Source organism: Bacillus sp. VT 712 (assembly GCF_001614195.1).
Lineage (GTDB): Bacteria > Bacillota > Bacilli > Bacillales > Bacillaceae_H > Priestia > Priestia flexa.
Genome location: NZ_LWBK01000013.1, coordinates 93,443 through 109,838 on the forward strand (window position 1 = coordinate 93,443; position 16,396 = coordinate 109,838).

10 protein-coding genes are annotated in these 16,396 nt (G+C 38.1%); 3 read left to right on the plus strand and 7 right to left on the minus strand.

What is annotated here, in order from left to right; translation table 11 throughout:
* The 7 genes from A2U94_RS08470 to A2U94_RS08500 all read right to left on the minus strand — a co-directional run bounded on the left by A2U94_RS08470 (position 1) and on the right by A2U94_RS08500 (position 12,997).
* A complete protein-coding gene (locus A2U94_RS08470; RefSeq protein ID WP_025909663.1) occupies positions 1–219 on the minus strand; it encodes an MbtH family protein in 219 nt (72 codons plus the stop codon).
* Positions 220–254: 35 nt separating this feature from the next.
* Positions 255–7,409, minus strand: coding sequence for a non-ribosomal peptide synthetase (locus tag A2U94_RS08475; RefSeq protein WP_062954509.1), 7,155 nt, complete (start codon positions 7,407–7,409; stop codon positions 255–257).
* Between the two features lie 19 nt (positions 7,410–7,428).
* Positions 7,429–8,334, minus strand: coding sequence for an isochorismatase family protein (locus tag A2U94_RS08480; RefSeq protein WP_025909661.1), 906 nt, complete (start codon positions 8,332–8,334; stop codon positions 7,429–7,431).
* 34 nt (positions 8,335–8,368) lie between these two features.
* Positions 8,369–9,991 (minus strand): (2,3-dihydroxybenzoyl)adenylate synthase, encoded by a 1,623-nt coding sequence (locus A2U94_RS08485; protein WP_025909660.1) that lies wholly within the window; start codon positions 9,989–9,991, stop codon positions 8,369–8,371.
* Positions 9,992–9,993: 2 nt separating this feature from the next.
* On the minus strand, positions 9,994–11,229 hold the full coding sequence (dhbC, locus tag A2U94_RS08490) for an isochorismate synthase DhbC (RefSeq protein WP_025909659.1): 1,236 nt from the start codon (positions 11,227–11,229) through the stop codon (positions 9,994–9,996).
* 37 nt (positions 11,230–11,266) lie between these two features.
* A complete protein-coding gene (locus A2U94_RS08495) occupies positions 11,267–12,052 on the minus strand; it encodes a 2,3-dihydro-2,3-dihydroxybenzoate dehydrogenase (RefSeq protein WP_025909658.1) in 786 nt (261 codons plus the stop codon).
* 132 nt (positions 12,053–12,184) lie between these two features.
* Entirely contained in the window at positions 12,185–12,997 is an 813-nt protein-coding gene (locus A2U94_RS08500) for an alpha/beta hydrolase (RefSeq protein ID WP_025909657.1), read from the minus strand.
* Positions 12,998–13,353: 356 nt separating this feature from the next.
* Between A2U94_RS08500 and A2U94_RS08505 the strand changes: the two genes are divergently transcribed.
* From A2U94_RS08505 to A2U94_RS08515, 3 genes are read left to right on the plus strand one after another with little or no spacing between them, the layout of a single operon-like run.
* A complete protein-coding gene (locus A2U94_RS08505) occupies positions 13,354–14,343 on the plus strand; it encodes an ABC transporter substrate-binding protein (RefSeq protein WP_025909656.1) in 990 nt (329 codons plus the stop codon).
* Positions 14,344–14,358: 15 nt separating this feature from the next.
* Positions 14,359–15,366: a FecCD family ABC transporter permease gene (locus tag A2U94_RS08510; protein WP_025909655.1), complete on the plus strand. Its 1,008-nt coding sequence runs from the start codon at positions 14,359–14,361 to the stop codon at positions 15,364–15,366.
* Entirely contained in the window at positions 15,359–16,381 is a 1,023-nt protein-coding gene (locus tag A2U94_RS08515) for a FecCD family ABC transporter permease (RefSeq protein ID WP_025909654.1), read from the plus strand. Before A2U94_RS08510 ends, A2U94_RS08515 begins: the two co-directional genes overlap by 8 nt.
* Positions 16,382–16,396 lie beyond the last annotated feature (15 nt).

The following is a 16,396-nucleotide window of genomic DNA, read 5'->3' on the forward strand; positions in this document are numbered from 1 at the left end:
TCAATTACCTTTTAAGCTGCTTGCAACAAGCTTTAAACTATTCGGCTTGATATCAATCCAATGAGAATTTATATATTTTAAGCAGCTTTCACGATTTGATTCTCCATATACAACTTTCCACCCTAAAGGTACCTCAACAAAAGTTGGCCATAATGAATGTTGGCCTTCTTCATTAATCAATACCAAATAAGAACCAGATTGATTTTCAAAAGGATTCATTTTTTACTTCCTCTCTTTCATTTTTAATAGCATATCTATTCTTTCAATGAGAGTAACTTACGTGCTACTATTTCTCCAATTTCAGCAAGTGGCTCAGGCTGACACATATCTTTATGACGGCAGTTGATATCATACTGTTCAATTTCACCATGAATAAAAGATTTCCATGATTCTGGCTCAATCGGATCAAACCACTCTGGAATAATTGTAGATCTAAAAAATAAAAGATTGCCTGTAAATATTTTCGGATTATATTCCCCTAAAATTTGCACTGAGTTAACATAGGTATCTTTTAAGTTTAATATAGTTGATTTTTTTAAGCTCGCCAGCGCACTTCCATCTTTACGGAGAAATTCAATTGCACTAGCAATATCCAACTTGTCCGCGCCTACGCTTTCTGGGTCATATCCACCTAAAGCAAGTAGTGCAACTAATGCTTCCTCTTCATTAGGCGCTTCATTTATTGGTAAGAAGTGGCTCGGATATGCATCTAGCATAGCAACAAGCCTGACTTCTTCACCTTGATTTTGAAGTTGAGTTGCCATTGCATGAACAACGTTTCCTCCAAGAGACCAACCTAAAAGATGGTATGGTCCTTCAGGCTGAACGGTACGAATCTTCTCAATATACCTTATGGCCATTTCATCTAATGATTTAGGATGTTGTCCTTTCTTAGCAATTCCTTCAGCTTGCAATCCATAAATTGGGTAATCCACACCCAAAGATTTCATTAAACCGGCATAGCACCAACTTAATCCTCCTGCTGGGTGTACACAAAATACAGGCAGCTCTTTTCCAGTTATTCTCAGTGGCAGTAAACTATCCAATGCACTGCCTTCACTACCTTTTTCTAAATATTCAGCTAATCCAGCGACTGTTGGAGCTTCAAAGAGACTACCGATTCCAAGCTCTATACCAAAGGCATCGCGAATTTTACTCATTAGCTGTACCGCAAGTAAAGAGTGCCCACCTAAGTCAAAGAAACCATCGTCAATTCCTACTTTTGTTAAACCTAATACTTCCATAAACAGCTGACAAAGTATTTCTTCTTTTGGATTACGAGGTACACGTTCTGTCACAAGCAAACCAAAATCTGGATTAGGCAAAGCTTTACGATCCAGTTTTCCATTTGGCGTAAGCGGAATACTTTCAATCTTCACGAAAGCTGCTGGTACCATGTAGTTTGGAAGTTGATTAGACACGTACTGACGAATTGAATTTACATCGATAGATTCAGATTTATGATTTGGTGCTACGATGTACGCAATTAAGCGTTTGTCTCCAGGGTCACCCTCATGTACAACAACCACTGCATGTTTCACAGCAGGATGCTGAGCTAGAACCGCTTCAATTTCCCCTAATTCAATTCGAAAACCGCGAATTTTAATTTGATGATCCGCACGGCCCATATAATCTAGAGAACCGTCTTGACAAAAACGCGCTAAGTCACCCGTTCGATACATTCTCTTACCTGAAGTGCTAAAAGGATTAGCTACAAAGCGTTCCGCAGTTAAGTCTGGTCGACCTAGGTAGCCGCGAGCAAGACCTTCGCCAGCTACATACATTTCTCCAACAACGCCCGGTGGTACTGGTTGCAAATATGAATCCAACACATACACATCAAGATCCGAGATGCCTTTACCAATCAAACTGTTAGCCTTTGAAACAGCGATTTCTTTCGTAACCTTTAAATAACTAACGTGTACTGTTGTTTCGGTAATGCCATACATATTAATGAGAGAAGGAGAACCTTCTGGGTGGCGCACGTACCACTCATTTAAACGGCTAAGCTCTAGAGCTTCCCCACCAAACACGATATATCTTAAGCTTAATCTCTGGTCAATGGGAGATGCTTTATCTGCTTCAATAAGCTGATAAAAAGCCGATGGCGTTTGGTTCAAAATCGTAACATTTTCATCAACAAGCAGCTGTAAAAAATCTTTGGGTGATCTCGTAACATCATGAGATACAATAACAAGGCGTCCACCATATAGTAATGGGCCCCAAATTTCCCATACAGAAAAATCAAATGCATAAGAATGGAACATTGTCCACGTATCATCAGAACTAAAGTTAAACCACTGCTTTGTTGTATTAAAAAGACGAACAACATTTTGGTGAGGAATAACCACACCTTTTGGTAGGCCAGTAGAGCCTGAAGTATAAATAATATAAGCAGGATGATCAGGTGACAGTGGCTGTGAGCGCTCATTGTCACTTGGATTAATGCTAGAACAACCCTTTAACTCGTCAACGATGTCCCAATTATCTAACAATACTAAAGATGCATCCTTCATATCAGGGAGCTTTTGATATACAGAACCGTTGGTTACTACGTACCTAGGCTTTGTATCTTGTAGCATAAAGGCAATTCGCTCGTTTGGATATTCTGGATCTAAAGGTAAATAGGCGGCTCCGGCTTTAAGAATCGCAAGTAAGCCAATAACCATATCAATCGACCTCGGCAGGGATAAAGCGACAAATTCCTCAGGTCCAATTCCTTTAGAAATAAGCCAATGCGCAAGCTGATTCGATTTTTCATTTAACTCTTGGTATGTTAATACTTCTTTCTTAAAAGTAACTGCTATACGATGAGGGTGTAACACAACTTGCTTTTCGAATAATTCTGTCAATGAATGTTTTGATGTTTTCGTTGTAGGTTCATTCCAGTCTACAAGAATTTTGTGACGTTCCTTGTCAGTCATAATGTCCAAACGCTCAATTGGCTGTTCTGGATGCGAAACTGCCGATTCTAATACTGTTAAAAAACGTTTAATAAACGTTTTGATTGTCTCTTTTTTAAATAAATCTGTGCTATATTCCAAAAACCCTTCTAAACCACTAGCTTGTCCTTTATTATGAGTCTCTTTAAACTCTAATGTCATATCAAATTTAGCTGCACCAACGCTACGGACTTCCACAGTTGAATTAACCTTAGGTAAATCTACTTTTGGATCTGGTGTGTTTTGTAAAGCTAACATTATTTGAAATAAAGGATGTCTAGAACGCGATCTTACAGGATTTATAATTTCTACTAAGCGCTCAAAAGGTAAATCTTGATGGTCATAGGCTCTTAAGTTTACCTGCTTAACGCGTGCTAATAATTCTAGAAAGCTTGGGTTTCCAGAGGTGTTGGTTCTTAATACTAACGTATTGACGAAAAACCCAATTAAATCGTCAAGGACATCGTCATTTCTTCCTGCTATTGGACTACCAATAGGAATATCATTCCCTGCTCCAAGCCTTGTTAATAAAGTTGTTAACCCTGCCTGTAAAACCATGAATAAGCTGACACCTGCTTTTCTTGATAGCTCCAACAGCCTCTGATGTAAGTGAGCATTAATGTTAATTGCTATGGTTTCACCAAGATAACTGGATTCTAAAGGTCGAGAGTAATCACGTGGAATATCAATTTCACCTGGAAGATCCTTTAACTCTTTTTTCCAAAATTCAATTTGCTCGTTGACTAAGCTATTTGCTTCTTCATTATTTAATAACTTCTTTTGCCACATTGTATAATCGGCATATTGGACGGATAGAGGCGCCCATTCTACTTTTGAGCTTTGATAACGTGCTTTATACGCTTTAGATAAATCACCTGTAAGAGGTGTTAACGACCATCCATCTCCTATAATATGATGAACAACCAATACAAGCGCGTATTCTTGAGAGTCAAGGGCAAAAAGCTGTGCACGAACGGCTGGTTCACTCTCAAGATTAAAACTATACCTCACTGCTTCATTTATTTTCTCTTCAACTTCTCTCTTGTTAATATGAGAAACCTTAAGCTCAACATGCATTTCATTTGGTTGTAAGATATGCTGATAGGATTCCCCATTTACTTTCGGAAATATTGTACGAAGTGGCTCATGACGATTCACTACGTCGTTTAGAGCTTCTTGGAGCGCTTTTATATTCAGCTCACCCATCAACCTTACAACTATAGGAATATTATAGGTAGGGCTTGCTCCTTCTAAATGGTTTAAAAACCATAATCGACGCTGTGCAAATGACAGTGGGATTCGCTCAGGTCTGCTTATCTTTTCAATAGGCGGCCGTTTTGACTGCCCTTTATCTAACTGACTGGCTAATCCAGCAATTGTAGGGGTCTCAAAAATTTGAGAAATTCCTAATTCTATCCCAAAAGAATCACGAATACGCATCATTAGCTTTGAAGCTAATAGAGAATGTCCACCTAATTCAAAAAAGCTGTCGTCAATGCCAATATTAGAAACACCCAGAACCTCACTAAATAAATCGCTTATTATTTCCTCTTGAGGTGTACGAGGTCCGCGGTTCGTCACCATCGCTTCAATATTAGGAGCTGGCAGATTTCTTCGATTCAATTTGCCATTAGACGTCAGCGGAAGTTCGTCCATTACTACAAATGCAGATGGAATCATATAGTCTGGTAATCGCTTATTTATATAGTTTCGTAGGCTCTTAAGGTCAAGCTTAGAAGTAGTTGGAACAAGATAAGCAACTAGACGCTTATCTTCTTTTATATCTTCTCTTACAATTACTGCAGCTTGAGCAACTTCAGAGTGACTCGTTAGCGCAGTCTCTATCTCTCCTACCTCAATTCGAAATCCGCGAATTTTAACCTGGTAGTCTGATCGACTAATATATTCTAAAGAACCATCTTTATGCCAACGAACAAGATCACCCGTGCGATACATCCTACTTCCTTTTTCTCCGTAAGGATTTGCAACAAAACGTTCAGCTGTTAAATCCATACGTCCTAAGTAGCCGTGTGCTAACCCTTTACCACCTATATATAAATCGCCAATAACCCCTTCTGGAACAGGCTGTAAACTGTTATCTAGCACATACATCTCAGTATTCCAAATTGGAAAACCAATTCTTGGCACACCTTTCTCTTCTGGATTCAATTTCAATGAAGAAGACCAGATTGTTGTTTCAGTAGGTCCATACAAATTAGTTACTTCACACTCTAAATCCTGTAGCTTGTCTTTAAGCTCACGAGAAAGAGCTTCTCCTCCTACCAAGACGCGGAGACCTCTTAGTTTTTCTGGATAACTTGAGGACAACGCCTGCCAAAGTGTAGGGGTTGCTTGCATGATTGTAATGTTGTGTTCATGCATCATATTCGTTAGAGTTTTTGGATCTTTAATATCTTCCTTCCTGGAAATTACGCAGCTAGCTCCACTAATTAGAGGTAAAAAAATTTCTAAAACTGAAATATCAAATGCAATTGTTGTTACAGCTAGTAAACAATCATCTGTACTTAAAGAGAACTGTTGTTTCATAGATAATAAAAAGTTAATTAATCCTTCAGAGGAAATGACAACTCCTTTTGGCTTACCAGTTGAACCCGATGTATAAATCATATAAACCGGGTTTAATACATGCCTTGGCCCGTAAATGGTGGTCAGGTCAACGTTTTCATCTGAATAAATTTTCAGTGTTTTTGTTGTTTGCTCATCGTCTAGAATAAGTAGATTAATGTTCGAATAATCTAGCTGCTTACTAGTTACTTTATCCGTTACTATGTAAGTAGGTTGAGCATTACTTAGCATAAATTCAACTCTGTCGGCTGGATAATCAGGATCAATTGGTAAATAGGCTGCTCCAGCTTTAAGAACAGCTAACATCGCAATTACCATATCTGCAGAGCGTGGCAATACTAAAGCCACAAACTGCTCAGGTCCAATGCCTTTTTCGATTAATAAATTAGTAAAGCGATTTACTTGTTGATTTAATTGACGATAACTCAGAGTTTTACCTTGATAAAGTAAAGCTGTAGCTTCAGGATTTTCTGCTACTTGTTTTTCAAATAATGTAGGCAAGCTCACTGCAGGAAGTGGCTGAACTGTTTCATTAACTTCATGCACTAACTGCTTTCGTTCCCGCGATAATAATAGATTGATATTTCCAATGAATACATCTTTCTCTGCTTTGGAAATAGTTTCAAGTAGATGTAAAAAGCGACGATGATGCATATTTAACTCTTCATGGCTATAAACGGTAGGATTTGCATCTATGTCAACTCTTAACCCGCTTTCATGAGCTTGACTATAAACATTAATAGATAAGTCATCAACTGGACCCGTTGCTAACTTATGTGTAACCCCCTGACTTCCAGCAAAATTCAAACTATATTCAAACGGCATAACATTTACTTGCGGCCCAAATAAGCGATGGTTGTCTCCCACTAGCTTCAAATTTCTACGAAGCTCTTCATGGCGATACTTTTGGTGCTTTCGTATAGCATTAATTTCAGTGGAAATTTGCATCACCAAGTCTGACAAGCACATATCAGGACGTACTTGTAACCGTAGTGGCAATAAGTTCATAACCATAGCAGGTGTTTTAATCGCTTTGGAACCTAACCTTCCCATCATTGGTAAACTAAGCACAACATCGTTTGTACCAGTCAAACGACTTACGTACAAAGCAGTAGCTGCGATAATTAACTCGTGCCACTTTCCATTAAACAATTCTGATGCTTTATGTAACTCTTTCGTTACAGTAGGTGATAAATTCCCTGTCGCTTGAAGGTAACTAGTAGAACGCTTGGGTACCTGATTGGATAAGCTTGCAACTTCTAGATTTTCCTCGAAACGATTAACCCAAAATTCTTGATCGTTTATAAAACTTTCTGAATGACGATAAGCCTCATCTTCTTCTAACACAGATTGAAATGAATTGAAGAACCTTTCTTCATAATTGTTGTCATTCATTAATGCCGTATAAAGTGTCGCCACGCGCTGCGAAATAAGTGAAAAGCCAAACGCATCCATGACAATATGATGGATTCGCTGATACCATAAAAAGCGATGATTATTAACTTTAAATAAAGCTTGATTAAAAAGCGGATCTTTTTCAAGATCAATTGGCATTTTCAAATCGTTAAGCATTTCTTCTTTTGCTAACTCTTCGGCATTTGGCTGATCACTCAAATCAGAAAACTGCAGTTTAAATACGTCTGGTTTTTCAATTCTTTGCTGAGGTCCTTGTTCACCGTTCTCGAAGCGAATATGGAGAGCATCAGCTTCGAGAATTGTATATTGAACCGCTTTTTGAAATGTTTCAATGTCAACGGGTCCATTTATTTCAATATATTCACCTGTATTGTAAATTGGGTTATTTGGTTCTAACTGTTGAGCAAACCAAATCCCAGATTGTGCGCCGGACAAAGTCCAGCGCTCCTGTTGATTGCTTACCATCTTCTCTCTCCTTTCTACCTTATTCTGCATTTACTACTTCTGTTAATTGTTTATCTAAAACTAACTCCCACCATTTTAAAATCGTTGGTTCTTCTGCTAGTGTCATAAAGTTAACATCAACCCCTTTACCTCGAAGAGTTTCTACTAGACTCATCATTCGAATAGAATCTAAGCCTCTGTCAATGAGGTTTTCATCTTCTTTAATTTCTGAAGTAGATTCTTCTAATAACTTAGCGACCTCTTCCTTTAGTTCATCTAATGTAAAACCTTTAGCAACTAAGCTTGTATTAGCTTGTAGCTGATCTAGTACTTGAGCCGTAGAAGCGGTAACTGCGCAGCGTTCAGCTGCATATTGTATGGCCATTTTGTGATGCTCTAATGAAAAGTCAGCTATAGCATCTGCTACCAAGAAGGATTGAATATCTTCCATAAATGCTTCATTTGCTGTTGTTAAGCAACCGATATGCGCGTAAACCCCTGTAATAATTAATTGATTTCTATCTTGTTGCTTCATGATTTCTTTTAATTTTGTGCGCTTAAAGGCACTGTATCTCCATTTTGTTAATACCGTATCATTTTCATTTGGGGCTAATTCATCAATAACTTTTGTTTGCGTAGGATCATCTTCAAGTCCAGGCCCCCAGAAATCTGTTAATAACGCTCGGTCTTCTAACTTTTGATTTCCTGGTTGTGCCGTATATACAACTGGAATTCCTAGCTCAATGCACTTTTCCTTTAAAGCTTTAACATGTTCAATCAGTTCAGGAATAGGTGATTCAGAAAGCGTGTAATTATTAAGAAAATATTGTTGCATATCGTGAATTAATAACACGGCTTGGTTTGGATTTACGCTCCAAGAAACTTTATTTTTAGGTAAATTAGATTGTTCAGGCATTACATATGGTGTGATAGCTGGAATTGCCATCAAATCACTCCTTCATTTTTAATTTGGTTTTTGATTAGTTAACTGTCTTCATTAATTGGTCTGCAATCTGTTGGCGCAGTTTATTTTTGCTGACTTTGCCTAATGGTGTGTATGGAAATTCTTCAACAAATTCAATTCGATCGGGAATTTTAAAAGTTGCTAAGCCACGCTTCTTTAAAAAACTTTTCAGCTCATTGCTTGCGATTGTGGAATGCGGGCGACGAATCACAAACGCGCAAGATCGCTCTCCTAAATATTGATCCGGCATGGCTACAATTGCGACATCGTGTATATCTGCATGAGCTAGAAGGTGGTTTTCAACCTCTTCAGCAGCTACCTTTTCACCTCCTCGATTAATTTGATCTTTGTCACGCCCTTCTACCGTTAGATAGCCTTTTGAATCAACGCTTACTAAATCACCTGTACGATAAAAACCATCCGTCGTAAACGCTTTTGCGTTATGTTCTTCAGCTTTATAATATCCACGAATTGTATAAGGTCCTCTTGTTAAAAGATGTCCTACTTTCCCAATCCCTATGTCCTCGTCATTATCATCAACGACACGTATTTCATCATAAGGAGACATAGGCTTTCCTTGAGTGAAAATAATTGTTTCCTCGTCATCATCTAAGCGCGTATAGTTTACTAAGCCTTCTGCCATTCCAAATACTTGTTGTAACAAGCAATCGAACGTAGGCTTTATTCGCCTTGCCACTTCAGCGCTTAGCTTGGCACCTCCTACCTGCATAACTCGTAAACTAGAAAAATCATAATGGCGCGAACTTTTTGCTTCTAACCATACTAAAGCAAGCGGAGGCACCAGTGCCGTAATGGTCACACGTTCTTTTTCAATAAGAGGAAAGGCTTGATCTGGACTCGGTCCTGGTGACAGAACCACTCTTCCTCCTGCATAGAGTGTTCCCAGTACCCCTGGCGAACTCAAAGGAAAATTATGAGCAACAGGAAGAGCACATAAATATACGCTTTTCTCATTCATTCCACATACTTCGTTACTAGTTCTTAAACTATAAATATAATCATCATGCGTTCTAGGTATTAGTTTAGATAGTCCTGTACTTCCACCTGATAGCTGTAAGAATGCTATATCACTCGGTGAAACCTCTAGCTTTTTTTGAATTGGTTTACGATATAGTGTAGATAAATTCACAAATTCTTGAGAGTCGCCAACTACAATGACATGCTTTAAACTAGGAGCGCTTTGCTTAGCTTGACGAGCTAATGATCTATAGTCGAATCCAGCATGCTTATCTGCAATGACATATGCAGTGGCCTCAGCAAACTGACAAAAATAATTAATTTCACTACTGCGATGAGTTGGAAGTGCAAATACAGGCAGGGCACCAATTTTAAACAGGGCAAAACATACTTCAAAGAATTCAATGATGTTTGGAAGTTGAATCACAACCCGATCATTCTTTTTCAGGCCTATTGCTAGGAACCCTGACACCAGCTCATTAACTCGTTTATCTAGCTCTGCATAACTTACGTTCCTTGCACCGCATGTGAGCGCAACGCAATCACCATAAGAGTTTGCACGCTTCTCTAGCATTTCCCCAAACGTTTCTCCCCTCCAGCACCCTTCTTTTCTGTAAAGCTCTTGAAACTCTTTAGGCCACAGTGGGCAATCCTTTAACATCATCATTCCTCCACATTCGATATAAACCGTTCTTCTTCAATTCCCATAGCCTTTAGAACGGTACGAAACTTAGCAGATGTTTCAGCTAGTTCTTCTTCTGGCTTAGATGCCCCAACCACTCCTGCACCGGCAAACAATTTAATTGAGCAGTCTTCAATCTCAGCACAACGAATTGTGACAATCCACTCTCCATCACCATTTTCATCGCACCACCCGACCATACCTGTGAAAAAAGCTCGGTCAAATGGCTCAATTTCATAGATTGATTCTCTAGCTGCTTCTGTTGGCGTACCACAAACAGCTGGAGTTGGATGAAGAGCACTTGCTAATTGGAAAGAAGATGTTGAAGAATTTACTATTTCACCGCGAATTTCTGTAGACAAGTGCCACATCGTTTCCGTATGCATAATGGATGGTTGGCTCGGTACTTCTAGCGTTTTACAATATGGCTTAAGAGCTTCTGCTACTGCCTGTACAACCACTGCGTGCTCATGCAAATCTTTTTCCGATGCTAAAAGCTCTGCTGCCCTTCTTTCATCTTCAACAGGATCTGCACTGCGAGGTCTAGATCCTGCAAGTGGATTAGCCACTATTTTTGGGCCTGCCTTAGAAACTAATAATTCAGGGCTAGCACCAATTAATGTGCGTTCAGGGGAATGATGACTGTCCTTATGACCTTCGTCTTTCAAATTAACAGCGAACGTATAACCTTGATGATTATGCTGTGCTAAACTACTTAACAATGCAGGCACATTCACTTGCTGCGAAGCCATAAGATGCAGTGAACGAGATAATACAATCTTTTGAAGATTTCCGTCTTTTATCTGTGCAATACCTTTCGCTACCCCTTGCTTGTATTGTTCAAGGGAAGGTACAGATTTAATACGGTATGAAACCTCTGCAGCAGATGGTGCTTCATTCTCTACTGGAATATTTTCTGATTCAGATATCTCTACATGCTTAGGTATAATTAACTGAGCGCTGTTTTGATAATCGAATGGTACAGCTCCAACAACAATTGGTTTTGAATGCCCAGCCAATTTTGCATTTATCAATGTATCTGAAATACGATTTGCTAAGCCTTTTAGCTGGTTATCATTGGTATGATCGCGAGGAACTTGCGCAAAAACACCTTTTCCTAAAACAGTATTGCTTGGAGAAGCTAGAAAAAAATCTCCTGGTTGATAATCAGCCAACAGGTGTTTTTCTAAGAGAATCGTTTGATTAGTATTGTTCATAATGTCTATACCTCCATTTGACAGATGACGTTGAATGTTATGCTCCTAAAGTAGCTCCTCCATCTACGCACATGTCGTTCATCGTAATATGACTAGCCTGACTAGAAATTAAAAACAGAACTGCATTCGCAATATCAGAAGGCTTTGCAATTTTTTTCAAAGGGATTCCTACCTTAAAGTTTTCAGGTGTTCCTTGAATGACGGTCTCAGCACCTTTATCGCTATCCCATAAAGACCACTGCATCTCCGTATCTGTAGAGCCTGGTGAAACTAAATTACAACGGATGTTATGCTTGGCTAATTCCAGCCCTAAGCACTTTGTAAACATTGTCGCTGCCGCTTTTGATGCAGCATAAGCAGCCATCGATACTCGAGGTACATGAGCTGCATTTGAACCGATAGTGACGATATTTCCACCTTGCCGCAAAATCATTTTTTTACTTACAGCTTGCGAGACATTAAATACCCCTGTTGAATTCACAGAGAATATATCATTCCAATCCTTTTCTCTAATAGATTCGATTGTATCCATTTTCAATATGCCAGCAACGTTAATAAGAATTTCAATTGGCCCTATCTGTTCTTCAACTAAATCAACTTTTTTATTAACTTCTTTATAATTACTTACGTCGATTTCATATACCGTTACGTCCAAACCTTTAGACTGTAACTCTTCTTTTAGCATTTGTAGTTTTTCTATATTTTTATCTGTTGCAACAACTCTCGCACCAAACTTAGCTAATTTTCGTACAATTTCTTTTCCAATCCCTTGAGCACTGCCTGTTACAAGTGCTACCTTTCCTTTTAATTCCTCAGCTTCCATTTAGGTACTCCCCTGCCTTCCATTACTATAGTTTACTTTGATTTCAATTAATTGATAAAGATTATCGTTATCACTTAAAAAGAGGTAGACTGCTGCCTTTTCATCATTTCTTAAAGCGTAAGAAATGCCTTATTAAACAACGGATGAAAACCTTATTGCTTTGTTAACTAGCGGAAGCAGTACGGAAAGGTGACCTTCATCTTCAAACTCCTTAAATTCAACGTGTAGTCCATACTTCTTGAATCGATTGGAACATTGAAACGCATTATCGTTCATACCGCTTTTATGGTGTTTTTCTAATTCTCCTACGCTAATTAAAACATTAACATTAATTTTTTCTTTTCTTGCTTTTTCTTGAAACTGCTCTTCCAGCTGCGAAAATAACCGTTTATTCCAATGAATCGATGGACTTCCAGCTATATAGGTTTGAAATGTATGAGGCTTTACTAACAATGTGCTAAGAACAAAAAGCCCTCCTAGGGAATGACCAAAAATTGTTTGTTTATTTTGATCTACATGAAAATCTCGATGCATAATAGGTTTTAAGTCTTCCTCAATAAAACGCAAAAAGTTTTCAGCCCCCCCGTGTTTAGGCCACGCCCTTCCAGATGGTGAAATCGGTAACTCTTCATTTGTAGATGGGAATGTAAAGTCATAATATCGCTCTACAGAAAACGGCGTATCAACCGGATAACCGATTCCAACAATAATTGCCGGAACTACGCCCGTTTTTTCTGACCTACCACTTTGCAAACGCATCGCTTCAACAACAGTACCAAAGATGGAGTTTGCATCTAATACATAGATAATTGGATAACCATTCTCAGGCGGTTCACTTGAAGGTTTTGAAACAAAGATTTGATACTCTTTGGCTTCAAACCTTGATTTAACTTGCTTTTGCTCTGCTCCAACAATTACTACTTCTTTTCGTTCAGTTGTGTTCACATAAGCCCTCCTTTTATTTTTTGTTTAAAACTACCAAAAACCATTGAGAAGTGTTATCATTTAAACAAGTCAAATGATAAACATTCTCAATAGTTATGTCAACCATATTTTCTTTTTTTTATAAAATATGGTCTTATTAACCATTTTTATTTAATTAGAAAATTTTTAATAAATAAAGATAAATTCTTCTTGAAATGATCTTTACATAGTTATATACTTGTCAATGCAAGTAATTGATACTGATAATCATTTTCAATTATTGAGGGAGGAGGTGATAAATATACCCAGCACACACGTTATTTTCTTAATATTCAGTATTTAAATTTAAAATTCATTTAAAAAGGGGCAATAAAACGATGAACGTAAAGAAAAAATTATTTTTAGCTAGTATGGCAACTGTTATTAGTATTAACCTGGCCGCTTGTGGTAGCACTGAAACAACTTCACAGTCTGACACAAAGCAAGAAACAAACGCCAAAGATAAAGAAAAAACTGAAGCAAAACAGGAAACAAGAGAAATTACATACCTTGATAAAACCTATACTGTTCCTACAAATGTTAAGAAAATTGCAGCAGCTAGCTTAGAATCCATGGAAGATGCGGCCGTATTAGGAGTAAAACCTGTTGGGACAATTACAGTAGGTGGTGAGCTACCTTCTTATTTAGCTAAAGAGCTACAAGGTGCTGAATCACTAGGAGAAAAAATGCAACCAAACTACGAGACTATCTTAAGCTTAAAACCTGATGTTATTTTCTGGACTTCTAAATCTCCCGAAAATGTTACGCAACAATTAGAAAAACTTGGTCCAACCTTCCCTTATTCTCATATTTCAACAAACTGGGAAGCTAACTTGCGCTTAATGGCCGAGCTTACTGGTAAAGAAGATAAGGCGGAGAAAATCATTTCAGATTATACGAAAAATGCTCAGGAAACAAAAGCGAAAATTGGCGATCAACTAACTGATAAAAAGGTTATCGTAGCTAGAGTACGCAATGGTAATCTTAACCTGTATCCACAGGATGTTTATTTAAATCCTGTACTATACAATGATTTAGGCATTGCTGTTCCAGAAGAAATTAAAAGTGTAAAAGCTCAAGAAATGATCTCAGTAGAACAGATGGCTAAGATGAACCCTGATTATATCTTTTTACAATTCGCCGAGAGCGAAAACGCTAATCAACCTAAAGGACTAGAAGAATTAGAAAACAACCCTATTTGGAAAAGTATGAATGCTGCTAAAAATGATAAAATATTTGTTAATTCTGTAGACCCTCTTGCTCAAGGCGGTACAGCATGGAGTAAAACCAAATTTTTAGAAGCAGCATCAAAAGATTTAACAAAATAACAGGTGTTAACCGATATGACAAAAACAACTTGGTTACCAGTGCTCATTTTAGTAGTGGCTCCTTTATTTGTGGTTGGTTCTCTTATTCTATCAATCCTATATGGTGCCGATAATATTGGAATTAAAACCGTATGGAATGCTATTTTTCATTATGACCAAGCAAACCTGGATCATAATATAATTCTTACTTCGCGCGTACCAAGAGCGGTTGCTGCATTACTTGTAGGAGCATTTTTAGCCATATCGGGTTCCATTATGCAGGGGATGACAAGAAACTATCTTGCATCCCCTTCCATTATGGGGGTTACAGATGGCTCTGCTTTTGTTATTACGCTTTGCATGGTGCTTGCTCCTAGTATGTCTTCTTTAGAAATGGTGTTATTTTCAATCGTTGGTTCTGCTTTAGGAGCTGGAATTGTATTTGGATTCGGGTCTTTACTTCCAAACGGCTTATCTCCTGTTAGATTAGCAATTATCGGTACCGTCATAGGGACCTTTTTAAGTGGTACCTCTGCAGCTATCGCTTCTTATTTTCAAGTTTCTCAAGATATTAGCTTTTGGTATAATACAAAGCTTCATCAAATTGACCCTGCTCTCTTAAAGTTAACGATACCTTTTGGTTTAATTGGACTCCTTTTAGCACTGTCAATTTCAAAATCAATTACAATTCTTTCTCTAGGTGATGAAGTTTCAATTAGTCTAGGTCAACGTACGAAGGCTATTAAATTACTTTCTCTTTTAGCGGTTGTTTGTTTAACAGGAATTGCTGTTGCGCTTGTTGGAAAAGTAGGTTTTGTAGGATTGATTATTCCACACATCACCCGCTTTTTAGTCGGCATTGATTATAAATGGGTAATACCTTGTGCAGGTGTAATCGGAGGTGTCTTTCTAGTAGTATCTGACATTATCAGCCGGTTTATTAACTCCCCATTTGAAACACCAGTGGGCGTAATTACATCTCTTATCGGTGTACCATTCTTTCTTTATTTAATTCGAACACGAGGAGGAGAAAAGCATGCTTAATACTCCTCAGCAAAAATATATTGCAACGCTATTTATCATCACCATTCTAATTTTTATTTCTGCGTATTTAAGTATAAGCAGTGGTTTATTTAACATGAATATCTGGGATATTATAAAAACAATTTTGCGCATTGATCCAAATCCAGATTACGATTTAGTTATCTTCGACTTTAGACTTCCTCGGATTGTCATTGCGCTCTTAGTAGGAATTGGATTGGGGATTGCAGGAACAGTTGTTCAAGGGATAACTCGAAACGGATTAGCAGAGCCAGGTATTTTGGGCATCAATGCTGGCGCTGGAACCGCCATCGTTATTTTTATGCTTATCTTTCAGTTTCAAACTGCTGCAACAGGGTGGCTTGCTATCATGATGATGCCTCTTTTTGGACTGGCTGGTGGTTTACTAGCCGCTTTCTTAATTTATACATTCGCTTGGAAAGACGGCGAACTTGATGTGTCTCGCCTTCTACTAACAGGAATTGCAATTGGTTCTGCTTTCGGATCTTTATCTTTATATTTATCGTTAAAGATGAAGGCAACTGATTTTGAAATGGCAGCTGTTTGGGTTTCAGGAAGCATCTATGATGCTAACTGGATATATATTTCAGCTATGCTACCTTGGCTTATTCTTTTCATACCCATCATCTATAAAAAAGCGTACTTACTTGATTTATTTCAACTGGAAGAAACAAGTGTTAAAAGCTTAGGAGTATCTGTTCAAAAAGAGAAATCCATTTTACTCATCACCAGTATTGGATTAGTAAGCGCCTGCGTAGCTGTTTCAGGTAGTATTGGTTTCGTTGGGCTTATCGCTCCTCATATCGCTAAACGCCTGGTAGGCATTGATCATCGCTATGTTTTACCAGTTAGTGGCGCAATCGGTGCGTTATTGGTTATGTTCTCAGACTTTATTGGAAAAACCGTATTTGCCCCAGCTGAGCTTGCAGTAGGAATCGTCATTTCCATTATCGGCGTCCCTTATTTTCTGTATCTATTATTAAAAGCAAAAGCTTAGAAGGAGAGATTACTT

What these genes read in the sequence shown, in the direction of transcription:
- A2U94_RS08470 (WP_025909663.1), bottom strand. Translation starts at nt 219, where the DNA reads ATGAATCCTTTTGAAAATCAATCTGGTTCTTATTTGGTATTGATTAAT.
- A2U94_RS08475 (WP_062954509.1), bottom strand. Translation starts at nt 7,409, where the DNA reads ATGGTAAGCAATCAACAGGAGCGCTGGACTTTGTCCGGCGCACAATCT.
- A2U94_RS08480 (WP_025909661.1), bottom strand. Translation starts at nt 8,334, where the DNA reads ATGGCAATTCCAGCTATCACACCATATGTAATGCCTGAACAATCTAAT.
- A2U94_RS08485 (WP_025909660.1), bottom strand. Translation starts at nt 9,991, where the DNA reads ATGTTAAAGGATTGCCCACTGTGGCCTAAAGAGTTTCAAGAGCTTTAC.
- dhbC (WP_025909659.1), bottom strand. Translation starts at nt 11,229, where the DNA reads ATGAACAATACTAATCAAACGATTCTCTTAGAAAAACACCTGTTGGCT.
- A2U94_RS08495 (WP_025909658.1), bottom strand. Translation starts at nt 12,052, where the DNA reads ATGGAAGCTGAGGAATTAAAAGGAAAGGTAGCACTTGTAACAGGCAGT.
- A2U94_RS08505 (WP_025909656.1), top strand. Translation starts at nt 13,354, where the DNA reads ATGAACGTAAAGAAAAAATTATTTTTAGCTAGTATGGCAACTGTTATT.
- A2U94_RS08510 (WP_025909655.1), top strand. Translation starts at nt 14,359, where the DNA reads ATGACAAAAACAACTTGGTTACCAGTGCTCATTTTAGTAGTGGCTCCT.
- A2U94_RS08515 (WP_025909654.1), top strand. Translation starts at nt 15,359, where the DNA reads ATGCTTAATACTCCTCAGCAAAAATATATTGCAACGCTATTTATCATC.